Genomic DNA, 25688 nt, shown 5'->3' with positions numbered 1-25688 from the left:
TTCTGGCTGGGTTGAATTATATAGGTGAACATTCACTGATAATGAAGGGGTCGGCCCGGCATGCGAGCTTCAACAATTCTTGACCGCGACCCAAGCGCGCAATTGACCGGAGGCACCTTGAGCCCTAGTTTAGAACTATTCTAAACTAGGGTGAATTCCTCATGCTTTCCCGTGTTTTCGGCTTCGGCCGCCGCCCCTTCGAATCGCTTTCCGAACAGGAGATCCTGGCGCTGGCCATTTCGTCCGAGGAGGATGACGGTCGCATCTATCGGGCCTATGCCGACGGCCTGACGGAAAACTTCCCGCAATCGGCAAAAGTGTTCGAGGAGATGGCCGAGGAAGAGGATGGCCATCGCGATTCGCTGATCGAGCTTTTCCGCAAGCGTTTCGGCGAGCGCATTCCGCTGATCCGGCGCGAACATGTGAAGGGCTATTACGAGCGCAAGCCCGACTGGCTGGTCCGGCCGCTCGGCATCGAGCACGTGCGCAGCCAGGCCGAGGCGATGGAGCGGCAAGCCTACCTTTTCTATGTCGAGGCTGCCAAGCGCACGGCGGATGCCTCGACGCGAAAACTGCTCGACGATCTGGCGGTGGCCGAACTGGGCCATGAGACACTGGCGCAGCGGCTGGAGCAGAAACATGTGCCGGGCGAAGTGAAGGACGAAGAGACCGCCGCCGAGCAGCGCCAGTTCATCCTCACCTATGTGCAACCAGGGCTGGCCGGGCTGATGGACGGATCGGTGTCCACACTGGCGCCGATCTTTGCTGCCGCCTTTGCCACGCATGACACCTGGCAGACGCTGCTGGTCGGGCTTGCCGCCTCGATCGGCGCCGGCATTTCGATGGGCTTCACCGAAGTCGCTTCAGACGACGGCAAGCTGTCGGGCCGCGGCTCGCCGCTCAAGCGCGGTCTGACCGTCGGCATCATGACGACGCTGGGCGGTCTCGGGCATGCACTCCCCTATCTCATTCCGCATTTCTGGACGGCGACCGGGGTTGCCGCGGTGGTGGTGTTCTTCGAATTGTGGGCGATCGCTTTTGTCCAGAACCGCTACATGCAGACGCCCTTCCTGCGCGCCGCCTTCCAGGTGGTGCTGGGCGGCGCCCTGGTGTTCGCGGCCGGCGTGCTGATCGGGAATGCGTGAGTAGCCTCACTCACCCATTCACCGCCCGACTGTCGGCCGGCGCCTCGTCCCTTTCCGTCAGCCCATAGTCCCTCACGACATGGGCGATGCGCAATCGGTAGCCGGCAAAGATGCCGCCGCGACCGGCCTTCTGCGCCTGCCGGTGTTCCTCGGTGTTGCGCCAGTCCTTCACGGCTTCCTCATCTCGCCAGAACGACAGCGACAGGATGCGGTTCGGATCGGCCAGGCTCTGAAAACGCTCGATGGAGAGAAAGCCGTCAATGCCGTCGAGCAGCGGACGCAGGTCCGCGGCGATGCTCAGATAGGCATCGCGCCGGCCCTCCGCCGGTTCGACCTCGAAGATGACGGCAATCACGGCAGCACCAGTTTCGCGTGCGGGCCTGAGGCCAGTTTCAGGAACATGCGATCCTCCTTCAGGATGAATCTCTCGCGTTTGGCGAACTCGTAGTTTGCCTTGCCGGCGGGATCGGCGGCAAGCCGGGCGCGATAGGCTTCGTAGGCGGCCAGGCTTTCGATGTTATAGGCCGCATAGGCGGTCGTCGCCGAGCCCTCATGCGGCGCGTAATAGCCGATCAGATCGGCGCCGCAGCGCGGAATGGCCTGGCCCCAGTTGCGCGCATACTCCTCGAAGGCCGCCTTGCCGAACGGGTCGATCTCGTAGCGGATGAAGCAGGTGATGGTCATTGTGGTCTCCTCGGGGCTGCGTCGATAGTTTGAACGGCATCGAAACGTCGTGCCGACTGGTCTGCTAGGGCTGCCAGAAGGACTTCGCGCATTCGCGGCGCACGTCTTGCGGCGTCAGGCCAAGGTCGCGCAGCTGATGGTTATCGATCTCGGCAAGGTCGAGACGCTGCAGATGGCGGTCATACCAGCGGGCCAGCAGCCGCGAACGCAACCAGCTGACGAACGGGAAGAACCGACGGCTGTGGAGCGGGGCTGAGGGGAAAGCGGTTCGTGCGGCCATCGTCGTCTCCTTGATCTCACCGGAGAATAGTGATTATCTGACAAGAACGCTTCGATGAGGAACGAACTATGCGCGAAGGACCCGACATCGCCCGCATCGCCAGCCTGGTCGGCGACCCGGCACGCGCAAACATGCTAAATGCCCTGATGGGCGGCACGGCGCTGACGGCAAGCGAGCTGGCGCTCGAGGCCGGCGTCTCGCTGCCGACCGCCAGCTCGCACCTGGGCAAACTGATGGAAGGTGGGCTGCTCACGGTGGCGAGCCAGGGCCGGCATCGCTATTACGGCCTCGCCGGACCGCAGGTGGCGGGCATGATCGAAGCCATCACAGGCGTCGCGGAAGCCGTCGGTCCAAAGCGTGTGCGGCCGGGTCCGCGCGATGCAGCGATGCGCGTGGCGCGCGTCTGCTACGATCACCTCGCCGGCGAGCAGGCAGTGGCGATGCTCGACCGGCTCGTCGCCAAGAACGTACTGGTCCGCGACGAACAAGAGATCAGGCTCGGGCCATCGGCGGCTTCGCATTTCGCCGCGATCGGCATCGACGTCTACACCAAGCCGCGCCGGCCGGTATGCCGCGCCTGCCTCGACTGGAGCGTGCGCCGTTCGCACCTCGCCGGCACGCTGGGCGCCGCCATCCTCGACAAGATCCTTGCCGAGAAATGGGCGCGCCGCGAGAAGGACAGCCGCGCGGTGATTTTCTCGCTGCCGGGCAAGCAGGCTTTCGAGAAGGTGTTTCTGAGCTGAGGAGCCGACGCTGATTTCGTCACGCTGGCAGGCCAGAGGGGGCGCGAAGGATCGCTGCGCTGGCAAATTGCGCGAACTACCCCCGCTTCAACGCCTTCCCCTGCTTGAAAAATTCCCTCCACGGATCGGCTTTCGCCAGCTGCTTCAGCGTCGTCTTGTCGCCGATCGGGAAAGCGTTCGGCGGCAAGCCGGCCTCGATCTCTGGCCAGGTCACCGGCATCGACACGGTGGCGCCCTTCTTGGCGCGCGAGGAATAGGGCGCGACCGTCGTCGAGCCCCTGCCGTTGCGCAGATAGTCGACGAAGATCTTTCCCGTGCGCGCTTTTTTCGACAGCGTCGCCGTGTAGCGATCGGGGGCACCCTGCTCCAACGCGCGGGCAAAGTCATGGGCGAAGCCCTTCACCGCGTCCCATTCGGCAGACGGCTTCAGCGGCACCAGCACGTGATAGCCCTTGCCGCCCGAGGTCTTGACGAAATTCGGCAGCGACAGCTCGTCGAGCTTGCCTCTGATATCGAGCGCCGCCTCGCGCACCGCCTTCACGTCGACGCCTTCATCCGGGTCGAGATCGAAGATGATCTGGTCGGGCTTTTCGATCTCATCGATCGTGCACCCCCAGATGTGGATCTCGACCACGCCATACTGGACCAGTGCGGCAACACCATCGAAATCCCGGATGAACAGGATCTCCTCGCCGTCGGTCGGGTCCTTCATGCGCGCGATCTTGTCGCTCATGCCAGCCGAGGCATGCTTCTGGAAGAAACGCTGGCCGCCGACACCGTCCGGCGCCCGCACCAGGCTGAGCGGCCGGTTGACCACGAACTGTTCCATGCGCGGCCAAACCTGTGCGTAATGGTCGAGCAGGCCCTGCTTGGATATGTTTTCGTCCGGCCACAGCAGCTTGTCGGGATGCGAGAGTTTGACCGTGGTCGTCATCGACCCGGCGGCTTTGCCGCCTGATGCCGGCTTGGCCGTGCTCTTGCCTGTCGATGGCTTGCCTGTCGCCGCTTTGGGCTTTTCCTGCACGACTTCCTCCGCCGGCTTGTCCTCGCGCAACCCCTGGAACGAGGCGTGGCGTATTATACGGTCCGAGGTCCAGCTGCGAAACTCCACTTCGCCGACAAGTTCAGGCTTGACCCAGACCAGGCCCTTGCCCTTCGGCACGGCGGTGGAGAAGGGCGATGATTTTGCCGTCAACGCATCGAGTTTTGCCTTCAGCTCATTGGCGCCCTTGCCCGAAAAACCAGTGCCGACGCGGCCGGCATAATGCAGCTTGCCGCCCTCGTGGAAGCCGACCAGGATCGAGCGCAGGCCGCGCCCGGTCTTGTCCGACGGCAGGTAGCCGCCAATGACGAACTCCTGCCGCGCCGTGCATTTCGACTTCACCCAGGTTGGGCCGCGGCCGCTGCGATACGGTGCATCGGCACGCTTGGAGACGACGCCTTCCAGGCCCATCCGGCAGGCATGCTCCAGCATGATCTTGCCGGGTTCGGCGAAATGGTCGCTGAAGCGGACCGCCGCATTGTCGGAGTGTTCGCCGAGCAGTTCCTGCAAGGCCTGCTTGCGCTCGACCAGCGGCTCGCGCCGCAAATCCCTTCCATCGAGGCGCATCAGGTCGAACACGTAATAGATGAAACGATTGGTCCGCTTCGCCGACAGGTCTTGCTGCAGCAGCGCGAAGGACGAAACACCACTGTCGGCCAACACCACCACCTCGCCATCGAGGATGGCGTCGCTGCACTTCAGCCCGGCCAACTCCGCGACGATCTCGCCGCCGAATTTCTTCGTCCAGTCGAGGCCGGTGCGGGTCAGCAGCCGCACATCGGTGCCGGCGATCTGCGCCTGCATGCGATAGCCGTCGAACTTCACCTCATGCAGCCAGTCCTTGCCCGGCGGCGCATCACGCTCGAGCGTGGCCAGCTGCGGCTCGATAAAGTCGAGGCGTTTGCCGGCTTTTGTCTTGACGGCGGCCGGCTTGTTGGAATGCCAGACTTTCGGCTTCTCGCCCTTCGCGGTCTTGCCCTCGCCGACCTCCTCGATCGTCAGGCCGGACTTCACCGATTCAGGCGCTTCCTTGAGGATGTCCTCGCCGGGACGCGCTGCGGCATCGTCCGACTTGATCAGCAGCCAGTTGTCGCGCTTTTCACCCGCTCGCGGCTTCAGCCGCACCAGATGCCATGCCCCATGCAGCTTGTGTCCCCTGAGCTCGAAGCTGATATGGCCCTTTTTCATCGCCTTGGCCGGGTCGCTCTCGGGAATCCAGGTGCCCTCATCCCAAACGATAACCGAACCGCCGCCATATTCGCCCTTGGGAATGGTGCCTTCGAACGGCGCATAGTCGATCGGGTGATCCTCGACATGGACAGCCAGTCGCTTCTCATGCGGGTCGAGGCTCGGGCCGCGCGTCACCGCCCAACTCCACAGCACGCCGTCATGCTCGAGCCGCAAGTCGTAATGCAGCCGCGTCGCGGCATGCTTGTGGATGACGAAGATGCCGCCGGCCTCGCCCTTCTTGGTCCGGGCGACCTTGCCGGCCGGTTCGGCGGTTTTCTTGAAATCGCGCTTGGAGTGATATTGTTCGAGGCTGGCCATCCGTTGGGTTCCTCACGCCGATTTGCGTTTGGGCGCGCTGGCTTTCGACTTGGCGCGTTTGGCCGCTGGCCTGGCCTTCGCCGACGAAGATGTTTTCGATGACCCGGTGTTCGACAGGCTCTTCTTCAGCGCGTCGAACAGATTGACGACATTGGAAGGTTTGGGCGCCGCCTTGGCCTTCGGCGCCTTGTGGCCGGCCTTCTTGGCGCGGATCAGCTCCAGCAGCGCGTCCTCGTATTTGTCGTCGAATTTCGAGGGATCGAACTTCGTCTTCTTCTTGTCGATGATCAACTCGGCCAGATCGGTCATCTCCTGATCGGTCTTCACGGGCTCGATGTCGCCGAAGACGGTGTCCGGTTGCCGCACCGTGTTGTCGTAGCGCAGCGTCGTCAGCACCATGCCCTTGCCGAGCGGTTCGATCACCACCGGCCGTTCGCGTCGGTAGAGCACGATACGCGCCAGCCCGGCCATCTTCTTGCCCGCCATCGCATCGCGAATGACGGCGAACGCCTCTTCCGACACCTTGTCGGTCGGCGCCACATAGTAGGGCGTGTCGAGATAGATCTGCTGGATCGAAGCTTTGTCGACGAAGCCGTCGAGCGCCATCGTGTGCGAGGATTCGATCTGCACCGCCTCGATCTCGTCTTCCTCGATATGGATGAAATTGCCATCGTCGAGTTCATAACCCTTGATCTCGTCCTCCTCCTCCAACGGCTTGCCGGTTTCGGCATCGACATAGAGGCGCTTCACCGTGTTGCCGGTCTTGCGGTTGAGAATGCGAAACGAGACCCGCTCCGTATGGGTGACGACATTGGTCAGTTCGACGGCACAGGTGACCAGCGAAAGCTTCAGATAGCCTCTCCAGGCCGGACGCGGCGCCATGATATCTTCCCTTCAGAACCAGATGAAGGTGAGAACGGACAGATCGCGCTCCAGTTCCGCGCTCCCGCGCCGATCTGGATGCCAAGGGGCCGCCTGGTTGGTTCTGGCCGCCAGCACGGAAATTTCGCGGGCTCGGCAAAAGTTGAAACAGAACCGCGCGCAGGCGACATTCAAACGAAACATATGTGATGCAAAAGTCACATTGGCCGGAATGCCAACCAACTGCACGGAAAGACCCCGAATCAGCCGCATTCCAGCCACGAAGCAAGGCATTTTCGACCAGATATTAACATCACGTTCACCGACTATTCACGCCTCGACGCTATGATGACCGCAATTCGGAAGGGACATCCGAAAATCGGGACAGGGACAAGGTAATGAACTTCCTCGCGCACCTCATCGGCTATGCCGCCGCCATCCGCGAATTCGTCGCGCCGACCTACCGGCCCGAACGCTATTACATGCGCGGCCCCGGCCCGGCCTGCGCCCGTCGCGGCAACTCGCTGGGCGCGCACTGATCATGGCTTTCGAAAATCGCCACAACAGCCGGATCTGCAGGCCGGCCGCCTCTACCCGCGCCACCACCTATCGCGCCGAGCGTCCCGCTCTCGCCGACAGGCGCCGTGCGACATCGTCACGGCTTTGATACCATCGCTGGCCGGCTTAGTGTCATAGGACACGAGCAGCCGAGGCCAGCGTGACGGACCATCCTCAACCAGTTCGACCCCAGTCAACTCGTCCCTTCGAAGCAGTTCTCGACTCACGCCATCCATTGATCGTTTTCGATGGCGTCTGCGTGCTCTGCTCCGGTTTCGTGCGCATGGTGGTCAGGCTCGACCGCCAAGGCCGTTTCCGCTTCGCCACCGCGCAGTCGCCCTTCGGTGAAGCGCTGTTCCGGAAGCATGGACTGCGCACCGACTCTTACGAAACCAATCTCGTCCTGATCGACGGCGTCGCCTTCACGCGGCTGGACAGTTTTGTCGCCGTCATGGCGGAACTCGGCTGGCCTTGGCGGGCGGCCAAGGCACTGTTGCTGTTGCCGCGCCCGCTGCGTGGTTGGCTCTATGATCGCATCGCCAGGAACCGCTACGCCCTGTTCGGCAGGAAGGATGCTTGCGACATTCCTTCTCCGGAGCTGCGCAAGCGGTTCCTTGGCTGAGGGTGTGGCTATGCGCTACCGCGGCTGGCTCGTGCCATCCGGCCGGCACGGCTCGAGCACGATCGGTCCGCCTGCCGTCCTCCCCAATTCCCGGCAGCCCTGAACCGTGCACAGTGTCCAGCCGTCGCTGGTTGCACCTGAAGCGGCGAGCACGACGCGCCGCTGCGGGCCGACATCAGGCGCATAGCTCCACCAACCCTCCTTCAGCACCGCGCCTTCCGGTGGCTCCATGCCGGCGCCCGAGCCCTCGATCCGGGCTTCGACCACCTGCAGGCTGGAGGACGTGACCTTCCAGTCTTCTTGCCAGCGCGTCCGTTCCACCGAATGCGTCCAGGACAGCGTGAAGGCGGCGACGGAGAGCGTTACCGTCTTGCCCGCGGCCAGGATGCACAGGCTCATGTTCTGACTGAAGCCTGCCGCGCGCGAAAACAGTGCCAGCCGATCCAGGCCAGCGCCAGCACCCAGCCGGCCTCGTCGGTGAGCGGCACCGCGGCGACCAGCAGCACGCCGGCCGCGAAGGCGACGAGCCGCTCCCACCACGCCATGCGGGTGACCAGAAAACCGACGGCGGCGGCACCCCACAGCACGATGCCCATGCACGCTTTTGCGACGATGTAGGCGACCTCGACGGGATAGCCGAACTGGGCGGCGATCGGACCTGCGTCCTGCAGCATCAGCGCCGGCGTGTAGACAGCCATGAACGGCACGACGAAGCCGGCAATGGCCAGCTTGGTCGCCTGGATGCCGATTTTCAGGCCGCTTTCCCTGGCCATCGGTGCGGCGGCGAACGCCGCCAGCGCCACCGGGGGCGTCAAATCGGCCATGATGCCGAAATAGAACACGAACATGTGGCTGACCAGCAGCGGCACGCCAAGCTCGAGCAGCGCCGGCCCGGCCAGCGACGAGGTGATGATGTAGTTGGGAATGGTCGGAATGCCCATGCCCAGCACCAGGCAGGTGACCATGGTCAGCACCAGCGACAGGAACAGATTGTCCTCGCCGATCGAGATGATCCAGCCGATGAAGGTCGAAGCGATGCCGGTCAGCGTCAGCGTGCCGATGACGATGCCGACAATGGCGCAGGCAATGCCGACCGGCAGCGCGTTCTTGGCGCCTTCGGCGAGCGAGTCGACACAGATTTGCAACGTCTCGCGGCCGCCCTTGAACGTGAAGCAGGCGACGACCAGTGCGGCGATCACCAGGCCGAGGAGGTTGACGCCGAACTTCATGAACGAAGCGGCGGCAAGCCCGAGCGCGATCCAGAACACGATGCGGAAGGCCAGCGGCCCGATCGCTGCCGCCAACGGCGTGCCGAGGATGAGCACGATGGTCAGCGCCAGGCCCATCGTGCCGGCGAAGATCGGCGTATAGCCGGCAAACAGCAGGTAGATGAGCGCGGCCAGCGGCAGCACCAGCGGCCAGTGTTGCCGCACCGCGTCCCACGGATTGGGCAGCTCGGCCTTGGCCATGCCGTGCAGGCCCGCCTTGCCGGCTTCCAGATGCACCTGCCAGAAGCAGGCGCCGAAATAGAGCAGCGCCGGGATGATCGCCGCCTTGACCACTTCGGCATAAGGCACGTTCAGCGTCTCGGCCATGATGAAGGCGACCGCACCCATTACCGGCGGCATGATCTGGCCGCCCATCGAGGAGGTCGCCTCGACGGCGCCGGCAAAAGCCGAGCGGAAGCCGAAGCGCTTCATCAGCGGGATGGTGAACTGGCCGCTGGCCACCACATTGGCGACGCCCGAGCCGGAAATGGTGCCCATCAGCGCCGAGGACAGCACGCAGACCTGCGCCGGGCCGCCGCGCCACGAGCCGACCAGGCCAAGCGCGAAATCGTTGAACAGCGCGATCATGCCGGCGCGTTCTAGAAAGGCGGCAAAGACGACGAAGATGAAGATGTAGGCGGCCGAGACATAGATCGGCGTGCCGTAGATGCCTTCGGTGCCGTAGGCGAAGGTGTCGACGATCTGGGCGAAATCATAGCCGCGATGGATGAGCGGCGGCGGCAAATGGTTGCCGAAAAAGCAGTAGGCGAGAAAGATGAAAGCGATGACCGCCAGCGGCAGGCCCATCAGCCGCCGCGCTGCCTCGAAGACCAGCACCACCAGCACCGCGCCGACGACGAGGTCCGGCGTGGTCAGGAAGCCGGAGCGGCGGATCAGATCGGTGTAGAACAGCCAATTGTAGAGGCCGGTGCCGAAGCCGAGCGCCCCGAGCGTCCAGAACGCGGCTTTCGCCGGCATGCTCTTGGCGCGTAGATTGGCGATCAGGCCAAAGCCGAGCAGCAGCAGGAAGCCGACATGCATGGCCCTCACCACCTGGCTCGGAATGCTGCCATAGGCGGCGACATAGATCTGGAACACGGAAAAGGCGACGGCGATGAGAAAGGCGGCCTTGCCCGCAAGGCCGTCGCCGAAGCCCGGCGGCAGCCCTTCGACCTGTTCTTCGACGGCAGGCAGATGGAAGGTGGCGGATTTGCCGTCGGTTGATGTTCCAGACGTTGCTTCGGTCATCCGACGGACCCGCCCCTACTTCAACAAGCCCTTCTCCTTGTAGTACCGCTCGGCACCGGGGTGCAGCGGCACCGGCATGCCGTCGAGCGCCTTGGCCGGGTCGATCGCCTTGGCGGCGGCATGTGCCGCAGCCAGTTGGTCGAGATGGTCGAACATCAGCTTGGTCATCTGGTAGGCGGTCTCGTCGGAGACATCGGCGCGGGTGATGAGGAAATTGCCGACGGCGGCGGTGGCGACATCCTCGCTTTGGCCTTCATAAGTGCCCTTGGGAATGACCACCGACAGATAGGGCGCGCCGATCTTGGCGACGTCCTCGGCCGGCACCGCCACGACATTGATCGGCACGGAGGTGGCGAGGTCGCGGATCGAGGCGACGCCGAGCCCGGCCGATTGCAGCGTGGCGTCGAGCTGCCGGTTCTTGATCAGCTCGACCGATTCGGCGAAGGGCAGATACTCGACCCGGCCGAGATCCTCATACTTCAACCCGGCGGCGGCGAAGATGGCGCGGGCGTTGAGCTCGGTGCCGGAGGCCGGCGCGCCGACCGACAGGCTTTTGCCCTTGAGGTCGGCCAGCGTCTTGATGCCGGACTCCCGGCTGGCGACGATCTGGATGTAGTTGGGATAGATGGCTGCGATGCCGCGCAACTTATCGAGCTTGCCGGGGAAACCGGCCTCGGCATTGCCTTCGGCGGCCAGCTTGACGGAATCGCCCAGCGCAAACGCGATCTCGCCCTTTCCCTGCTGCAACAGATTGAGGTTTTCGACCGAAGCCTTTGTTGCCTGCACCTGGGTGCGGGCGCCTTCGATGCCCTTGCCGTAGATTTCCGACAGTGCCACGCCGAGCGGATAATAGACGCCAGATGTGCCGCCGGTGAGCACGTTGATGAATTCCTGCGCCTTGGCGGAAACAGCGCCTAGGCCAAGCGACAGCGCCACGGCGCCGGCCGCAACAAGTTTCGTCCTGAAATGGAACATCTGATTTCCTCCCTGAAATAGCAGCCGCATCACCTCCCTGACGCGAACAGAAGCGAGTTTAGACAGCGAGATGGAAATGCCAACCCGCAATCCCATGCGTTAGACGAATGGTTGAGTGCGGGATGCACAGATGGCCGCTTGCGTGAAATGTCTTCGGAGCCGAAAGATTTTTCCAATGCCTGTCGAAATCGGCCAGGGCCGCGCGACATACGTCCGGCTCGCAAACGAAGCAGCCTTCGAAACAACGGGAGAAGACCATGCGATACATGCTTTTGATCTACGTCAATGAAGCCGCGATGGCGGCCGCGCCGACCGATAAGACCTACGAGATCAGCGCTGCCTATGGCGCGTATACCGATGCGTTGAAGAAGTCCGGCGCCTGGCTGGCCGGCGACCGGCTGAAGCCGACCCAGGCCGCCACTTCGGTGCGGATGGTCAATGGCAAGACCAACGTGCTCGATGGCCCCTATGCCGACACCAAGGAGCAGCTTGCGGGCTTCTACATGATCGAGGCCGAGGATGCCGATGCCGCTATCGCCTGGGCGGCGCGCTGCCCCGCGGCCAGCGCCGGCACGGTCGAGCTGCGGCCGATCTGGGAACAGACCATGTGATGGAAAGTGGCCTGGAGATCGCGCGGGCGGCAGCGGAAACCGCCGCCCGGCAAAGCTACGGCAAGCTTGTCGCCTGGCTCGCGGCCCGCACGCGCGACGTGGCCGCAGCCGAGGACGCGCTGGCCGATGCCTTTGCCGCCGCCCTCGAACGCTGGCCAAGAACCGGCGTACCCAAGAAACCGGAAGCCTGGCTGCTGGCGGTGGCAAGGCGGCGCCGCGTCGATGCGGTGCGGCGCCGGCTGACCAGCGAGGCCGGCCGCGAGCATCTCAAGCTGATTGCCGAGGAAGCGGAGGCGCGCATGACCGACGAAGACCTGCCCGACGAGCGGCTGCGGCTGATGTTCGCCTGCGCCCATCCGGCGATCGAATCGAGCGTGCGTTCGCCGCTCATCCTGCAGACGGTGCTGGGGTTCGACGCCGCGACGATCGCTTCCGCCTTCCTGGTCTCGCCGGCAACGATGGGCCAGCGCCTGGTGCGAGCCAAGTCCCGCATCCGTGAAACCGGTATTCCGTTCCGCGTGCCGGAGCAGGCCGAACTCGGCGAACGGCTGGATGCGGTGCTGGAAGCGATCTACGCCGCCTTCGCCGAAGGCTGGTCCGACCCGGCGGGCACCGAGACGCGAGGGCGCAATCTGGCGACCGAAGGCATTTGGCTCGGCCGGCTGGTGGCTTCGCTGTTGCCGGAGGAGCCGGAGGCGCTGGGCCTCCTGTCGCTGATGCTGTTTGCTGAGTCGCGCCGCGCCGCACGGCGCAGCGCCGCCGGCGACTTCGTGCCGCTGGCGGAACAGGATTGCCTTCTATGGGACCGCGCCCTGATCGATGAGGCGGAGGCGCTGCTTTCCCACGCCGCGGCCAAGGGCATCATCGGCCGCTACCAGCTTGAGGCGGCCGTGCAGTCCGCGCATGCGGCACGACGGCTGACCGGCCGCACCGACTGGGCGGCGATCCGCGAGTTCTACGACGCGTTGCTTTCGATCGCAGGATCGCCGGTGGTGGCGATAAACCGCGCGGTGGCGATCGCCGAGGCCGAGGGCGCAGTGGCGGGATTGGCGGCCCTCTACGTGCTGGGCGACGACAAACGGCTTGATGACTATCAGCCCTATTGGGCCGCACGCGCCGGTCTCCTGGCCAGGCTTGGTCAGGTACCGCAAGCCTGCGAAGCCTATGACCGGGCGATCGGCCTCGAGCGCGACCCGGCGGTGCGCCGCTTCCTGCAGGAAAAGCGGGCAGTGCTCAGAAATTGAGCTTCAGCCCGGCCACATCTCGTGCGAGGTGTTGAGCGTCTTCATCAGCGGATGGTCGCGCAGCCGCGCCCACAGGCGTTCAATGTTCGGCCATGCCGTCCGCGCGCTGTCGATGTCGGGATGCCAGGCCACCAGCATGACCAGATAGATGTCGGCCAGCGACATCCGGTCGCCGACCAGCCAGTCACGGCCTTCGAGCGCGGCATCCAGAACGGCAAAGCCACGGTCCATCTCGGCCACGGCTGCCTGCTTGACCGCCTTGGTGCCTTCGGGATCGGCAGTGTAGCGGTATGCGTAGTAGAAGCGCAGCACCGCCGGATAGAGCACCGACGACATGAAGGCCATCCAGCGCAGGAAATCGGCGCGGGCAGGCGCGTCTGCTGCCGGCGCCAAATTGGCATCGGGATGACGCTCGGCAAGCAGGATGCAGATCGCCGCCGATTCCGTCATCGAGCTTCCGTCCGGCAAGGTCAGCACCGGCACCTGGTTCAACGGACTGATGTCGAGGAAGGCGGGGTCGGGCCGGTCGGTCTTCGGCACGTCGATCTGCTCGAACTGTGCATTCGCCAACGCCAGCGCTGCCTCGACGACGAAGCCGCCGCTGCCAGGACGGGTATAAAGCTTGTACATGAAATTCTCCCCCGGCCGCGCAAAGCAGGCCGGGGCGATATGAACCGGAAGCGGTGTCGCGCTCAAGCCGCCGGTGGCGGCCACGCGCGTTTTTTCAGCGGGCCAGCTTGGACGCGAAGGAGCGTCGGACTACGATCCCAGCCCCTCGAACAGGATTGTCGACAGATAACGCTCGGCGAAGGACGGGATGACCACCACAAGATTTTTGCCCTTGTTCTCCGGCCGCGAGCCGACGACGATGGCCGCCTGCAGGGCGGCGCCCGAAGAGATGCCGACCGGCACGCCTTCGAGGCGGGCGACGAGGCGGGCATTGGCCACCGAATCCTCGTTCGACACCTTGACGATCTCGTCATAGATCGTCGTGTCGAGGATCTTGGGCGCAAAACCGGCGCCGATGCCCTGGATCTTGTGCGGGCCGGGCTGGCCGCCCGACAGAACCGGCGAGGAGTCGGGCTCGACGGCGACGACATGCACGGAGGGCTTGCGCTTCTTCAGCACCTGGCCGACGCCGGTGATGGTGCCGCCGGTGCCGATGCCGGCGACGAAGATATCGACCTCGCCATGCGTATCGTTCCAGATTTCCTCGGCCGTCGTCGTGCGGTGGATTTCCGGATTGGCCGGGTTCTCGAACTGCTGCGGGATGATCGCATTGGGGATCGTCGCTGCCAGTTCGTCGGCCTTGGCGATGGCGCCTTTCATGCCTTTCGGACCCTCGGTCAGCACCAGCTCGGCGCCGAGCAGCGCCAGCATTTTCCGGCGCTCGACCGACATTGTTTCGGGCATCGTCAGGATCAGCTTGTAGCCCTTGGCCGCGGCGGCGAAGGCAAGCGCGATGCCGGTGTTGCCCGACGTCGGTTCGATCAGCGTTGTCTTGCCGGGAGAAATCTTGCCTGATGCCTCAAGCGCCTCGATCATCGCCACGCCGATGCGGTCCTTGACCGAGGCGATCGGATTGAAGAATTCGAGCTTGGCGATGAGATTGGCGACGATGCCCTTTTCCCTGGCGAACTTGTCGAGCCGCACCAGGGGCGTGTCGCCGATCGTATCGGTGATGGAATTGTAGACGCGGCCGCGGCCGGGCACGCGGGCTGATGTGGCGGACTTGTTCATTTGTTTCGCTCCCAGAACTTCAGGCGAGTAAGGATTTCAGGCAGTGGAATTGCAGCCGGCAAGATAGGGCCTTCGGTCGCGCAAGATAGACTGTCGGCTGAAAATATCCGAGTGGGACCTGTGTCTAAAACCGTGCCGTCCCGGAAAAGCATTTCTCGCAAAGGCCCGTTTGCGAAATGCTTTGGCGGAAAGCTCTCTATTGCCGAGCGGCAATCGCTGCAGCAGCACCGACCATGAAGCCGGCCGCCGTGCGGTTCAGCGCCTTGAGCGCGCGGGGCGATTTCAGAAACCAGCGCGCCTTGGCCGCCAGCGCCAGATACGGTACCAGCACCACCAACAGCACGACAACGGTCAGCGCGACGAGGATGCCGTAATCCGCCAGCGTGATGGTTTTCAGGTCGACGATGGTCGGCGTGATCGCGAGATAGAAGATCATCGTCTTCGGATTGCCGAGGGTAACGGTCAGGCCGGCGGCAAAGCTCGACAGCAAGCCGCCCTTGCCTTTTCCGGCCTCGACGGTCTCGGGCGTGATGCCGCTGTTCCAGAAGCGCCAGCCGAGAAAGGCGAGATAGGCGACGCCGAGCCATTTGATGGCCAGGAAAACCATGCCGAAGGATTGTGCGACGAAGGCGAGGCCAAGCACCACGGCGGTCAGATAGGTGATGTCGCCAACCATCAGGCCAAACGACATCGCCAGCGACGAGCGGAAGCCTGAGCCGAGCGCACGGGCGACCAGCGCGGTGATGCCGGGACCAGGAATCGCGGCGGCGATGCCGAGGGCCGCACTATAGGCGAGGAATCCGGTAAGGGTCATGGCACTGGTCTCGGATCAGAGCGTTTTATTGTATGGGACAGGCCAAGATTGAATTCCCTGGGGCCGGATTCTATTGCACCAGATATCGAGGGCTCGCCTTACGAAGCCCCCTCATCCGGCCGCTTCGCGGCCACCTTCTCCCCGAGGGGAGAAGAGACGGGCGCCAGCGTCTGCTGACTCCTCCCCTCGGGGAGAGGTCGGATTGTTCCCGAATTGCTCTTCGCAATTCGGTTGGCAATCCGGGTGAGGGGGCCTGCGTTACCTGAGCAGATCAGGACGGACCGTCGCCATGGGTGACACGCCAGATGGTGCCGTTGCCGTCCTCGCTGACGATCAGCGCACCGTCGCTCGCAATCGCCACGCCGACCGGCCGGCCCCAGACCTCACCGTTGGAAACCACGAAGCCGGTGATGAAATCCTCATACGCGCCGGTCGGCCTGCCGTCCTTGAACAGCAACCGCACCACCTTGTAGCCGGTCCTGTTGCCGCGGTTCCATGAACCATGCAGAGCGACGAACGCATCGCCCTTGTATTCAGCTGGAAAGCTCTTCCCCTCGTAGAAGGCGATGGTGAGCGGCGCCGAATGCGCCTGCATCAGCACATCGGGAACGGTCGTTTTGCCGGCAAGATCGGGGCGCTCACCCTTGTGGCGCGGATCCTCATTGTTGCCGATATAGTACCAGGGCCAGCCATAGAAAGCACCCTCCTTGACCACGGTCGCGTATTCGGGCGGCACATTGTCGCCAAGCGCATCGCGTTCGTTGACGACGCACCACAGCGCGCCGGTCGCCGGCTGCACGGTCATACCCGAGCAGTTGCGCAAGCCGGCGGCAAAGATGCGGCCGTTCTTGCCATCGGGATCGAAGGCCAGCACGTCGGCGCGGCCGTCTTCAGAACCCCAGGCTGCACCCAGCGGCTGCGATTTCGCCCAGGCATCGAGTCCGCCTTTCGGCTCCCGGCCCATGTCCTCGGCGACATTCGATCCCGAGCCGACCGAAAGGTAAAGCGTCTTGCCGTCCGGCGAGAAGGCGATATCGCGGGTCCAGTGATGACTGGCGGGGATGTTGCCGACGATGGTTTCCGGGTCGCCGGAGGCCTTCAGGTCGCCATTGCGGTAGGCAAAGCGCACGATGCTGTCGCTGTTGGCGACATAGACCCATTGCGGGTCAGCGCCCGGCGGATAGAAGGCAATGCCATAGGGCCGGTTGAGATTGCCGGCAAAGATGCCGTCCTGCGCCGGCTTCGCACTGCCTTCGGCGAGGCGATAGATGCGGACCTGGTTGGCTTTGCTGTCGGCGACGAACAGGTCGCCATTCGGTGCGACGCGCACGACGCGTGGATTGTCGATGCCCGATGCAACCAGCTCGGCCGAGAACCCCGGCGGCAGTTGCAGCTTCGCGTCTGCCGGCATGTCCGCGATGCCGGCGCTGTTCGAGGTCGACCGGGTGGCATTGGGCTTGGGCAGATCATCCGGTCTGATCAGCCGGCGGGTGCCCGGCTTGTCCGCTCGCCAGTCGCCGAAGGCAGCCGCGCCCTTCAGCACCGGCTCGTCCGCCTGCTGGGCGAATGAAGCGGTCGAGACAAACAGTGCGGCGGAAAGTGCCGGGCCGGCAAAACGCATCATTCGGTCCTCCAATGTTCGGGCGTGAAAACAGGAACGACCGGTTTCGTCGATCGTTCCACGGCACACGATGAGGTGAAGGAAGCTTGCGGTTTTCCGGTTCAGGTCCCGGCGGCGTAGAAATCGTCGTCGAGGCGTTTTTCCAACTCGACGAGGTCAGCCGGCAGCGGCAAGCCCATGGCGCGCATTTCCCGTAGCTTTTCGCGCAGCTGCTCCTGGATCTCGTGCTGGTCTTCCGGCTGGTTGACCATCTCCTCCAGCAGCAGGCTGATCCGGGCCTTGAATTCTTCGAGCGCCATCGTCGTCTCCTCGGTTGGATCAGCTCAGCGCAGCATGCGTGAAATCAACTGCGCCGTATAGTCGACCATTGGGACGATGCGCGCGTAATTCAGCCGGGTCGGGCCGATGACGCCGAGCGCGCCGACGACGCGGGCATCCTTGTCGCGATAGGGGGCGACGACCAGCGACGAGCCCGACAGCGAAAACAGCTTGTTTTCCGAGCCGATGAAGATGCGCACACCCGAGCCCTGCTCGGCGAGGTCAAGCAGCTGGATAAGCCCGTCCTGCGTCTCCATGTCCTCGAACAGATGGCGCAGCAGCTCGATGTCGGCCTGGGCGGTGACGTTTTCAAGCAGATTGGCACGCCCGCGCACGATGAGCCGTGCCGGCAGGCCGCTGTCGGCGCCGGCCCACACCGCCAGCCCCTTCTCCACCAGGTCCTGCGACAGCGTGTCGAGCGCGGCCCTGGTTTCTTCCTTGATGCGAGCGATCTCGATCCGCGCCTCGGCAAGCGTGCGACCGCGTATATGGGCGTTGAGGAAATTCGAGGCCTCGTGCAGTTGCGAGACGGTGATGCCGGCGGGCAGGTCGACGACGCGGTTTTCGACGTCGCCATTCTGCGACACCAGCACCGCCAGCGCCTTCGTCGGCTCAAGCTGGATGAATTCGATGTGCTTCAGCGCCACCTCGTTCTTGGCGGCCAGCACCAGGCCGGCGCCGCGCGACATGCCCGACAGCATCTGGCTGGCCTCGGTCAGCATGTGCTCCAGCGTCGCACCGGAGCCGGACGCCCGCACCTGTGCCTCGATGGCGCGGCGCTCCTCGTCGGAAAGGTCGCCAAGCTCCATGAAGGCATCGACGAAGAAACGCAGGCCGGCCTGCGTCGGCAGCCGGCCGGCCGAAATGTGCGGCGCGTAGATCAGGCCGAGATGCTCGAGGTCGCTCATCACGTTGCGGATAGTCGCCGGCGACAGTGAGGACGGCAGGATACGCGACAGGCTGCGCGATCCCACCGGTTCACCGTCCCTGAGATAGGAATCGACGATGCGCCGGAAGATGTCGCGGGAACGCATGTCGAGCGCCTGGAATACTGGCGACTGAAGCGCGGGCGACTGCGAAGCGGGATCGACTGCCTTGGTCATACGGCCAAAAACCTCCGGCCCAAGGATATAGACTTACACTGCACCCGCGCAACCCGGTGTCTGTGTCCGATCGTCAGGCCATTTTCCTTTGCGCCACGCGTCCCATGCGGTTACAAGCCGGCCAAGATTCCGAAAAATGACAAGAAAGCAGCCCTGAATGCGCCCTTCCAAACGCCAATTCGACGAAATGCGTGCCATCTCCTTCGAGCGTGGCGTCTCCAAGCATGCCGAAGGCTCATGCCTGGTGAAGTTCGGCGACACGCATGTCCTGTGCACGGCCAGCCTCGAGGAAAAAGTGCCGGGTTGGATGCGCAACTCCGGCAAGGGCTGGGTGACGGCGGAATACGGCATGCTGCCGCGCTCGACCGGCGAGCGCATGCGCCGTGAGGCTTCGGCCGGCAAGCAGGGCGGCCGCACGCTGGAAATCCAGCGGCTGATCGGCCGCTCCTTGCGCGCCGTGGTCGATTTGCAGGCGTTGGGCGAACAGCAGATCACCGTCGACTGCGACGTCATCCAGGCCGATGGCGGCACCCGCACCGCATCGATCACCGGCGGCTGGGTGGCGCTGTATGACTGCCTGCGCTGGATGGAAGCGCGCCAGATGGCCAGCGTCGCCAAGGTGCTGAAGGACCATGTCGCGGCGATCTCCTGCGGCATCCATGACGGCCAGCCGGTCATCGACCTCGACTATATCGAGGATTCAGCGGCCGGCACCGACGCCAATTTCGTCATGACAGGCAAGGGTGGCATCGTCGAGATCCAGGGCACCGCCGAGGGCGAGCCTTTCTCCGAGGAGCAGTTCGCGGACCTGATGGGCCTGGCCAAGAAAGGCATCCAGCGCCTGGTGAGTTTGCAGCAGATGGCAGTGGCTTAGTTTTTAGATGTCGAGCCTGAGCGCCCCCCTCTGGCCTGCCGGCCATCTCCCCCTCAAGTGGGGAGATCGGATGTCATCTAGGGCTTCGCCAATCTCCGGCGTTGTAGGGCGCGCGACAATGCAGAAGCTGCCAATCTCCCCACCTGAGGGGGAGATGGCCGGCAGGCCAGAGGGGGGCGCCTCGTGACACCCTCCGCGATCCTGGAATCGGCCCTCTACGTCACAGACCTGCCCGCCGCCGAAACCTTCTACACCGACATCCTCGGCCTCAATCTCCTCGGCAAGGTCGACGGCCGCCACCTGTTCTTCCGCTGCGGCCCCGGCGTGCTGCTCGTCTTCAACGCCGAGGCAACCAAGATCCCGCCGGCGCCTGACGCGAGGCTGCCGGTGCCACCGCACGGCGCGGTCGGCCAAGGTCATCTCTGCTTTACGGCGACCGCCGATGAAATCGCCGGCTGGAAAGCCCATCTGGAGGCAAAGAAGATCGCCATCGAGAGCGAATTCGAGTGGCCGCAGGGCGGCCGTTCGATCTATATACGCGACCCCTCGGGCAATTCGATCGAATTTGCCGAGCCAAGAATCTGGGGCCTTTGATGCATTCTCTCGATGGCAAGAAGATCGTCGTCGCCAGCCATAATGAGGGCAAGCTGCGCGAATTCGCCGACCTGATGGGACCGTTCGGCTTCGAAGCGAAGTCGGCCAGGGAGTATGGCCTGCCGGAGCCGGACGAGACCGGCACCACCTTCGAGGAGAACGCCTACATCAAGGCGCTCGCCGCCGCCAAGGCGACCGGCCTGCCGGCGCTGTCGGACGATTCCGGCCTGTGCGTCGACGCGCTTGACGGCGCGCCCGGCGTCTACACCGCCAACTGGGCCGAAACCCCGGACGGTTCGCGTGACTTCGGCATGGCCATGCAACGCACCGAAGTGGCGCTGCAGGAGGTCGGCGCCGCCTTGCCGGAGCAGCGCAAGGGACGCTTTGTCGCCGTCATCTGCCTGGCGTTTCCCGACGGCGAGGCCGAATATTATCGCGGCGAGGCCGAGGGCACGCTGGTCTGGCCACCGCGCGGCGAGCTCGGCTTCGGCTACGATCCTGTGTTCCTGCCCGATGGCTTCGAAAAAACCTTCGGCGAAATGAGCGCCGAGGAAAAGCATGGCTGGAAGCCCGGCCAGGCCACGGCGCTGTCGCACCGCGCCCGCGCCTTCCAGAAATTCGCCCAAGCTCGATTGGGCTCGGCATGAGCATGCTGCTCGACCGGACGCCCGGCTTCGGCGTCTATGTCCACTGGCCGTTCTGCGCGGCCAAATGCCCCTATTGCGACTTCAACAGCCATGTTCGCCACCAGCCGGTCGACCAGGAGCGCTTTGCCGCCGCCTTCGAGGCCGAACTGGCGACGATGCGCGAGCGCACCGGGCCGCGCGAGGTGACCAGCGTTTTTCTCGGCGGCGGCACGCCCTCGCTGATGAAGCCGGAAACCGTGGCCAGGGTTCTGGACGCCGTGGCGAAGAACTGGACTGTGCCTGCCGGCATCGAGGTGACGCTGGAGGCCAATCCGTCCTCGGTCGAGGCCGAGCGCTTTCGCGGCTATCGGGCAGCCGGGGTCAATCGCGTGTCGCTCGGCGTGCAGGCGCTGAACGACAAGGATTTGCGCTTCCTCGGCCGTTTGCACAATGTCGAACAGGCCCTGCACGCCATCGGCTTCGCGCGAGAAATATTCCCAAGGCTGTCCTTCGACCTGATCTACGCCCGCCCCGGCCAGACGCCGGAGGCTTGGGCATCGGAGCTGGAACAGGCGATCGGCCATGCCGCCGACCATCTGTCGCTCTACCAGTTGACCATCGAGGAAGGCACGCCCTTCCACGCGCTGCATGCGGCAAAGAAATTCGTCATCCCCGACAACGACCATGCCGCCGACCTCTATGCGCTGACGCAGGAGATCACCACGGCGCACGGCCTGCCGGCCTACGAGATTTCCAACCACGCCAGGCCGGGCGCCGAGAGCCGGCACAACCTGACCTACTGGCGCTATGGCGAATATGTCGGCGTCGGGCCGGGCGCGCATGGCCGCTTCGTCGAGAACGGCCGGCGCACGGTGACAATCGCCGAGCGGATGCCGGAAACCTGGGCCAATCTGGTCGAGGCCAAGGGCCATGGCGTCACCGGCGGCGAGATCCTGACGCGTTCGGAAGAGGCCGACGAATTCCTGCTGATGGGCCTGCGGCTGGCCGAAGGCATCGACCTCGCCCGCTACGAGGCGTTCTCCGGGCGCGGCCTGTCGAGCGAGCGGTTGTCGATGCTGCAGGGCGAAGGGCTGGTGGCGCCGATCGGCAATGCGCGCCTGCGTGCCACGGCCGCCGGCATGATCGTGCTCGACGCGGTGGTCGCCGATCTGGCGCGCTAACCCTTGAAGAACGTCCTTTTCGTCTGCAGCCAGAACCGCTTGCGCAGCCCGACCGCCGAACAGGTGTTTTCAACGCGCCGCGATATCGAGGTGGCCTCGGCCGGAACCAACCACGATGCCGACACGCCGCTGACGCATGAGCTGGTCGCTTGGGCCGACATCATCTTCGTCATGGAAAAGGCGCACCGCACCAAGCTGCAGAAGAAATTCAAGGCCAGCCTGAAGAAGGCGCGTGTGATCTGCCTCGACATACCTGACAATTATGAATTCATGGATCTGGAGTTGATTGGCCTTCTGAAGGCGCGCGTTTCGCGGTATCTCGGTTGAGACGTCATCCGCGAAGGCCACCTTGATGAACCTGACCGTATCCTCCTGGCAATTCTGGGCATTGCTCTCGGCTGCATTCGCTGCCCTGACGGCGATCTTCGCCAAGGTCGGCATCGAGAACATCAATTCCGATTTCGCCACCTTCATCCGCACGATCATCATCCTGATCGTGCTCGGTGCCATCCTGCTCGCCAGCGGCCAGTTCCAGTCGCCGGCTACGATCTCGGGAAAGACCTGGGCTTTCCTCGCCCTGTCCGGTCTGGCGACCGGCGCTTCATGGCTCTGCTATTTTCGCGCCCTGAAGATCGGCAATGCGGCGCAGGTGGCGCCGATCGACAAGCTAAGCGTCGTGCTTGTGGCGGTGTTTGGCGCGGCCTTTCTCGGCGAGCGGTTGTCCGGAGCGAACTGGCTTGGCGTCGCCCTTATCGCGGCGGGTGCTGTGCTGGTCGCCTATCGAGGGTAGTTGCGCGCCATGGCGTGCGTTCTTCGTTTCAAGACGGGTGATGAAGATATCGAAGCGATTGGGCATCGTCCGGTCAGTGCTCCGTCGTGCTGTCGGGTTTGTTGTCGGAAAGGCTGACGTTCGTCGGCAAGGTGCTGGCGACGCGCTCTTCGGTCAGGCTGTGCTCGGTCTTGGCAGACGGGCGCTTGTCCCTGGGGGTGGCAACGCGGTTGCGGCCGGCATAGTAGGGTTCGAAAGCGTCTTGTATCTTGAGGCTGTCCATCCTGTCCTCCTCCGGAATCAGGGGGCTAATCTGCCAACGCCGGTTTGGTTCCCCACTGTGGCAAAGGAAAGGCGAATTCCCTACATCGGCATCAGCTTTTGCAAGCCCGCGTCAGCCGTGCCAAACAGGGCTGAATGGAGAAGTCGTCAGTGACCGCAGAGACGGGCAGGCGCAGCTATGTGGTCGGGCAGACCGAGATCGCGGCCCGGCCGCTGGAGCCGGCGCTCTATCTGGTGGCGACGCCGATCGGCAATCTCGCCGACATCACGCTGCGCGCGCTGGAGACGCTGGCCGCCGCCGACATCGTCGCTTGCGAAGACACGCGGGTGTCGCGCGTGCTGCTCGACCGTTATGGCATCCGCCGCCGCACCACAGCCTATCATGAGCATAATGCCGGCGAGGCCGGGCCGAAGCTGATCGCGGCGCTGCAGGCCGGACAGAGCGTGGCGCTGATCTCCGATGCCGGCACGCCGCTGGTGTCCGATCCCGGCTACCGGCTGGTCGGCGAGGCGCTCGACCACGGCATTCGCGTCGTGCCTATCCCCGGCCCATCGGCGCCGCTCGCGGCGTTGACCGCATCCGGCCTGCCCTCCGATGCCTTCATGTTCGCCGGATTTTTACCGGTGAAGACCGGGCAGCGGCTGACGCGGCTGGAGGCACTGAAAGCCGTGCCGGCGACATTGATTTTCTTCGAATCGCCGCGCCGGCTGGCCGAATCCCTCGGTGCCATGGTCGAAGCGCTGGGCGGCGAGCGCAAGGCCGCGATCGGCAGGGAATTGACCAAGACCTTCGAGGAGATGCGAACCGGCACGCTGCAGGCGCTGGCCGACCACTATGCCGCGGCCGATACGCCGAAGGGCGAGATCGTCGTCTGCGTCGCTCCGGCCGAGGCCAGGGTCGACGAACCCGCCGACATCGACCGTCTGCTTCTGTCGCTTGCCGCCGAAATGCCGGCCTCCAAGGCGGCGGCGGAAGCCGCGAAGATGACCGGCGGCCAGAAACAGGCGCTCTATCGGCGATTGCTGGAGCTCAAGGATGCTTCGGGAGAAAGCGGCGGTGGCTGAACGCCCGAGCGCCAGCCGCCAGAAAGCCTATCGGCGCGGCCATCGCGGCGAATGGCTGGCGTCGGTAGCGCTGATGCTGAAAGGCTATCGCATTCTCGCCCGCCGCCACCGCACGCGCTTCGGCGAGATCGACCTGATCGCGCGGCGCGGCGATCTGGTGCTGTTCGTCGAGGTCAAGGCGCGCCGGTCGCTGATGGAAGCCATGGAGGCGATCGGCCACGAATCGGAACGTCGAATAGAAGGCGCGGCCGACATCTGGCTGTCGCGCCAAGCGGACTACGGCAGGCTGTCGATGCGCTTCGACATGGTCGCCGTGCTGCCCTGGCGCTGGCCGGTGCATGTCGAGAACGCGTTTTATGGGAAGAGTTAGAGGGGGCAGCCCTCCTTCATTCGTCATCCACGGGCGGAGCCCGTGGGACGAAGCGTGAGGGCCGCTACGCGGAACACTCCTCACCCCCAGATCATCAACGCCACCAACCCGACACCGCCCACCACCAGCCGCCACCAGCCGAATAGCGAGTAACCTTTGCGCGAGACGTAATCGAGCAGGAAGCGCACGACGATGAGCGCCGTGACAAAGGCGGCGACGAAGCCGACGGCGATGATCGGCAGGTCGGCGCTGCTCAGCACGTTGCGGTTCTTGAACAGGTCGAAGGCGAAGGCGCCGACCATGGTCGGGATTGCAAGGAAGAAGGAAAATTCAGCGGCCGCGCGCTTGTCGACGCCCAAAAGCAGGGCGCCGACGATGGTCGAGCCCGAACGCGATGTGCCGGGAATGAGCGACAGGCACTGGAAAAGCCCGATCTGCAGGTAAAGCCGGGTCGGGAAGCGCTCGACGTCGCGATAAACAGGCTTGAGGTTCATGCGGTCGACCACCAGCAGCACGACGCCGCCGATGATCAGCATGATGCAGATCAGCCTTGGCGATTCGAACAGCACCGTCTTGATGAAATCATGCGCCAGCGCGCCGATGAATGCCGCCGGCAGGAAGGCGATGAGGATGCCGATGACGAAATGCCTGGTCAGTCGGTCGTGCGGCAGTTCGAGCAGCATTTTCCAGAGACGGCGGAAATAAACGCTGAGGATCGCCAGGATGGCGCCGAGCTGGATCAGGATCTCGAAGGCCTTGCCGGTCGAGTGGAAGCCGAGGAAATGGCCAGCGAGCAGGATATGGCCGGTCGAGGACACCGGGATGAACTCGGTCAGCCCCTCCAGCAGGCCGAGCAGCAGGGCTTCGACGATGGTCTGGCTTTCCATGGCTACCTCGGCATTGGCGTGACGGCTGACAGAAGGGCTTGCTTGTCATGGCGTTGAAGTCCCCCTATAGGTCGCAACACCCTGACGGCCCGCTAACCGGGCGGCCAAGACTTACCGGTGCGCCCTGCGATTCGCCAGTGCGCTTTATCATCGCGGAACCATGCTGACGCTTTTCCACCATCCCATGTTCGCCACCTGTCGCTTCGTCCGCCTCGCTTTCGGCGAGTATGGCGAGGAGCTGGCCCTGATCGAGGAAAAGCCGTGGACCCGGCGCAAGGAGTTCCTGGCGCTGAACCCGGCCGGCACGCTGCCGATCCTGCTGGCCGAAGGCGACGTGCCGATCGTCGGCGCGACGGTCATATCGGAATATCTCGATGAAACGCGCGGCGTGCTGAAGCGCGACAAGCGGCTGTTCGCCGAGGACCCGATGCAGCGCGCCGAAATCCGCCGGCTCATCGACTGGTATCTCAACAAGGCTGAAAGCGAAGTCACCCGTCATCTGGTGCGTGAGCGCGTGCTGAAGCCGGTCATGCCGGAAACGGCGGGCGGCGGCTCGCCCGACTCGGGCGCGATCCGTGCGGCGCGCGCCAACATCCGCCAGCACATGAAATACAC

General features: G+C 64.2%; 32 protein-coding genes. 15 read left to right on the top strand and 17 right to left on the bottom strand.

What is annotated here, in order from left to right; genetic code table 11:
* Nucleotides 1–161: 161 nt before the first annotated feature.
* The gene (mbfA, locus tag EN955_RS10360) at nucleotides 162–1145 is read left to right on the top strand and encodes an iron exporter MbfA (RefSeq protein WP_013528652.1); all 984 of its coding nucleotides are present in this window, start codon (nucleotides 162–164) and stop codon (nucleotides 1143–1145) included.
* 10 nt (nucleotides 1146–1155) lie between these two features.
* On the opposite strand, the gene EN955_RS10355 is transcribed toward mbfA, so the two are convergent.
* From EN955_RS10355 to EN955_RS10345, 3 genes are all read right to left on the bottom strand, one after another.
* Nucleotides 1156–1500: an antibiotic biosynthesis monooxygenase gene (locus tag EN955_RS10355; RefSeq protein ID WP_013528651.1), complete on the bottom strand. Its 345-nt coding sequence runs from the start codon at nucleotides 1498–1500 to the stop codon at nucleotides 1156–1158.
* Nucleotides 1497–1829 carry an NIPSNAP family protein gene (locus EN955_RS10350; RefSeq protein ID WP_013528650.1) on the bottom strand — a complete coding sequence of 111 codons (333 nt, stop codon included), beginning with the start codon at nucleotides 1827–1829 and terminating at the stop codon, nucleotides 1497–1499. The genes EN955_RS10355 and EN955_RS10350 overlap by 4 nt, the downstream gene beginning before the upstream one ends.
* Nucleotides 1830–1893: 64 nt before the next feature.
* The gene (locus EN955_RS10345) at nucleotides 1894–2109 is read right to left on the bottom strand and encodes a DUF1127 domain-containing protein (protein ID WP_024502196.1); all 216 of its coding nucleotides are present in this window, start codon (nucleotides 2107–2109) and stop codon (nucleotides 1894–1896) included.
* 68 nt (nucleotides 2110–2177) lie between these two features.
* Here EN955_RS10345 and EN955_RS10340 point away from each other — a divergent pair, with 68 nt between their 5' ends.
* Nucleotides 2178–2852, top strand: a complete 675-nt coding sequence (locus tag EN955_RS10340) for a winged helix-turn-helix domain-containing protein (RefSeq protein WP_013528648.1) — start codon at nucleotides 2178–2180, stop codon at nucleotides 2850–2852.
* Between the two features lie 76 nt (nucleotides 2853–2928).
* Here EN955_RS10340 and ligD read toward each other — a convergent pair whose 3' ends face one another.
* The 3 genes from ligD to EN955_RS10325 are packed head-to-tail and all read right to left on the bottom strand — an operon-like array spanning nucleotide 2929 to nucleotide 6552.
* Nucleotides 2929–5442, bottom strand: coding sequence for a DNA ligase D (ligD, locus tag EN955_RS10335; RefSeq protein ID WP_024502195.1), 2514 nt, complete (start codon nucleotides 5440–5442; stop codon nucleotides 2929–2931).
* Between the two features lie 12 nt (nucleotides 5443–5454).
* Nucleotides 5455–6324: a Ku protein gene (locus EN955_RS10330; protein ID WP_024502194.1), complete on the bottom strand. Its 870-nt coding sequence runs from the start codon at nucleotides 6322–6324 to the stop codon at nucleotides 5455–5457.
* A gap of 12 nt (nucleotides 6325–6336) precedes the next feature.
* Nucleotides 6337–6552, bottom strand: a complete 216-nt coding sequence (locus EN955_RS10325; RefSeq protein ID WP_127218916.1) for a hypothetical protein — start codon at nucleotides 6550–6552, stop codon at nucleotides 6337–6339.
* Between the two features lie 149 nt (nucleotides 6553–6701).
* Here EN955_RS10325 and EN955_RS10320 point away from each other — a divergent pair, with 149 nt between their 5' ends.
* Nucleotides 6702–6842, top strand: a complete 141-nt coding sequence (locus EN955_RS10320) for a hypothetical protein (RefSeq protein ID WP_013528645.1) — start codon at nucleotides 6702–6704, stop codon at nucleotides 6840–6842.
* 254 nt (nucleotides 6843–7096) lie between these two features.
* Nucleotides 7097–7483 (top strand): DCC1-like thiol-disulfide oxidoreductase family protein, encoded by a 387-nt coding sequence (locus EN955_RS10315; RefSeq protein WP_255337212.1) that lies wholly within the window; start codon nucleotides 7097–7099, stop codon nucleotides 7481–7483.
* A 15-nt stretch (nucleotides 7484–7498) separates the two neighbouring features.
* Here the strand turns inward: EN955_RS10315 and EN955_RS10310 are convergent, their stop codons facing one another.
* From EN955_RS10310 to EN955_RS10300, 3 genes are read right to left on the bottom strand one after another with little or no spacing between them, the layout of a single operon-like run.
* Nucleotides 7499–7882: a DUF1850 domain-containing protein gene (locus tag EN955_RS10310; RefSeq protein WP_024502191.1), complete on the bottom strand. Its 384-nt coding sequence runs from the start codon at nucleotides 7880–7882 to the stop codon at nucleotides 7499–7501.
* The gene (locus EN955_RS10305) at nucleotides 7879–9999 is read right to left on the bottom strand and encodes a TRAP transporter permease (protein WP_024502190.1); all 2121 of its coding nucleotides are present in this window, start codon (nucleotides 9997–9999) and stop codon (nucleotides 7879–7881) included. Before EN955_RS10305 ends, EN955_RS10310 begins: the two co-directional genes overlap by 4 nt.
* Before the next feature lie 15 nt (nucleotides 10000–10014).
* Nucleotides 10015–10974 (bottom strand): TAXI family TRAP transporter solute-binding subunit, encoded by a 960-nt coding sequence (locus EN955_RS10300; RefSeq protein WP_024502189.1) that lies wholly within the window; start codon nucleotides 10972–10974, stop codon nucleotides 10015–10017.
* Nucleotides 10975–11231: 257 nt separating this feature from the next.
* On the opposite strand from EN955_RS10300, the gene EN955_RS10295 reads away from it, so the two are divergent.
* Complete coding sequence (locus EN955_RS10295) at nucleotides 11232–11585, top strand: YciI family protein (protein ID WP_013528640.1); 354 nt, start codon at nucleotides 11232–11234, stop codon at nucleotides 11583–11585.
* A complete protein-coding gene (locus EN955_RS10290; protein WP_024502188.1) occupies nucleotides 11585–12829 on the top strand; it encodes an RNA polymerase sigma factor in 1245 nt (414 codons plus the stop codon). The genes EN955_RS10295 and EN955_RS10290 overlap by 1 nt, the downstream gene beginning before the upstream one ends.
* Nucleotides 12830–12832: 3 nt before the next feature.
* On the opposite strand, the gene EN955_RS10285 is transcribed toward EN955_RS10290, so the two are convergent.
* From EN955_RS10285 to hrcA, 6 genes are all read right to left on the bottom strand, one after another.
* Nucleotides 12833–13459 (bottom strand): glutathione S-transferase family protein, encoded by a 627-nt coding sequence (locus EN955_RS10285; RefSeq protein WP_024502187.1) that lies wholly within the window; start codon nucleotides 13457–13459, stop codon nucleotides 12833–12835.
* Nucleotides 13460–13588: 129 nt separating this feature from the next.
* Nucleotides 13589–14569, bottom strand: coding sequence for a cysteine synthase A (cysK, locus tag EN955_RS10280; RefSeq protein ID WP_013528637.1), 981 nt, complete (start codon nucleotides 14567–14569; stop codon nucleotides 13589–13591).
* A gap of 196 nt (nucleotides 14570–14765) precedes the next feature.
* Nucleotides 14766–15383 carry a LysE family translocator gene (locus EN955_RS10275; protein ID WP_013528636.1) on the bottom strand — a complete coding sequence of 206 codons (618 nt, stop codon included), beginning with the start codon at nucleotides 15381–15383 and terminating at the stop codon, nucleotides 14766–14768.
* A 271-nt stretch (nucleotides 15384–15654) separates the two neighbouring features.
* A complete protein-coding gene (locus EN955_RS10270) occupies nucleotides 15655–17007 on the bottom strand; it encodes a sorbosone dehydrogenase family protein (protein WP_024502186.1) in 1353 nt (450 codons plus the stop codon).
* A gap of 98 nt (nucleotides 17008–17105) precedes the next feature.
* Nucleotides 17106–17303 (bottom strand): hypothetical protein, encoded by a 198-nt coding sequence (locus EN955_RS10265; RefSeq protein ID WP_013528634.1) that lies wholly within the window; start codon nucleotides 17301–17303, stop codon nucleotides 17106–17108.
* Nucleotides 17304–17327: 24 nt separating this feature from the next.
* A complete protein-coding gene (hrcA, locus tag EN955_RS10260) occupies nucleotides 17328–18425 on the bottom strand; it encodes a heat-inducible transcriptional repressor HrcA (protein ID WP_013528633.1) in 1098 nt (365 codons plus the stop codon).
* Between the two features lie 157 nt (nucleotides 18426–18582).
* Between hrcA and rph the strand changes: the two genes are divergently transcribed.
* The 6 genes from rph to EN955_RS10225 all read left to right on the top strand — a co-directional run bounded on the left by rph (nucleotide 18583) and on the right by EN955_RS10225 (nucleotide 22490).
* A complete protein-coding gene (gene rph, locus EN955_RS10255; RefSeq protein ID WP_013528632.1) occupies nucleotides 18583–19299 on the top strand; it encodes a ribonuclease PH in 717 nt (238 codons plus the stop codon).
* Nucleotides 19300–19482: 183 nt separating this feature from the next.
* On the top strand, nucleotides 19483–19893 hold the full coding sequence (locus EN955_RS10245; protein ID WP_024502185.1) for a VOC family protein: 411 nt from the start codon (nucleotides 19483–19485) through the stop codon (nucleotides 19891–19893).
* Nucleotides 19893–20540 (top strand): RdgB/HAM1 family non-canonical purine NTP pyrophosphatase, encoded by a 648-nt coding sequence (gene rdgB, locus EN955_RS10240; RefSeq protein WP_024502184.1) that lies wholly within the window; start codon nucleotides 19893–19895, stop codon nucleotides 20538–20540. Before EN955_RS10245 ends, rdgB begins: the two co-directional genes overlap by 1 nt.
* Complete coding sequence (hemW, locus tag EN955_RS10235) at nucleotides 20537–21700, top strand: radical SAM family heme chaperone HemW (RefSeq protein ID WP_024502183.1); 1164 nt, start codon at nucleotides 20537–20539, stop codon at nucleotides 21698–21700. The genes rdgB and hemW overlap by 4 nt, the downstream gene beginning before the upstream one ends.
* Before the next feature lie 3 nt (nucleotides 21701–21703).
* Nucleotides 21704–22027 (top strand): low molecular weight protein tyrosine phosphatase family protein, encoded by a 324-nt coding sequence (locus EN955_RS10230; protein WP_024502182.1) that lies wholly within the window; start codon nucleotides 21704–21706, stop codon nucleotides 22025–22027.
* A gap of 25 nt (nucleotides 22028–22052) precedes the next feature.
* Entirely contained in the window at nucleotides 22053–22490 is a 438-nt protein-coding gene (locus EN955_RS10225) for an EamA family transporter (protein WP_013528627.1), read from the top strand.
* 73 nt (nucleotides 22491–22563) lie between these two features.
* Here EN955_RS10225 and EN955_RS10220 read toward each other — a convergent pair whose 3' ends face one another.
* A complete protein-coding gene (locus EN955_RS10220) occupies nucleotides 22564–22752 on the bottom strand; it encodes a hypothetical protein (RefSeq protein ID WP_013528626.1) in 189 nt (62 codons plus the stop codon).
* A gap of 134 nt (nucleotides 22753–22886) precedes the next feature.
* Between EN955_RS10220 and rsmI the strand changes: the two genes are divergently transcribed.
* Together rsmI and EN955_RS10210 are read left to right on the top strand one after the other, a co-directional pair.
* Complete coding sequence (gene rsmI / locus EN955_RS10215) at nucleotides 22887–23816, top strand: 16S rRNA (cytidine(1402)-2'-O)-methyltransferase (RefSeq protein WP_050580416.1); 930 nt, start codon at nucleotides 22887–22889, stop codon at nucleotides 23814–23816.
* Nucleotides 23809–24186: a YraN family protein gene (locus EN955_RS10210; protein WP_024502180.1), complete on the top strand. Its 378-nt coding sequence runs from the start codon at nucleotides 23809–23811 to the stop codon at nucleotides 24184–24186. The genes rsmI and EN955_RS10210 overlap by 8 nt, the downstream gene beginning before the upstream one ends.
* A gap of 80 nt (nucleotides 24187–24266) precedes the next feature.
* Here the strand turns inward: EN955_RS10210 and EN955_RS10205 are convergent, their stop codons facing one another.
* The gene (locus tag EN955_RS10205; RefSeq protein WP_013528623.1) at nucleotides 24267–25073 is read right to left on the bottom strand and encodes an undecaprenyl-diphosphate phosphatase; all 807 of its coding nucleotides are present in this window, start codon (nucleotides 25071–25073) and stop codon (nucleotides 24267–24269) included.
* 160 nt (nucleotides 25074–25233) lie between these two features.
* Here EN955_RS10205 and EN955_RS10200 point away from each other — a divergent pair.
* The coding region (locus EN955_RS10200; RefSeq protein WP_164769875.1) for a glutathione S-transferase family protein at nucleotides 25234–25688 on the top strand (455 nt) is incomplete at its 3' end.

Origin of the sequence: Mesorhizobium sp. M7A.F.Ca.CA.001.04.2.1 (genome assembly GCF_003998485.1) — a bacterium.
Classification (GTDB): domain Bacteria; phylum Pseudomonadota; class Alphaproteobacteria; order Rhizobiales; family Rhizobiaceae; genus Mesorhizobium; species Mesorhizobium ciceri.
This window is presented reverse-complemented; position numbering and strand designations above follow the sequence as displayed.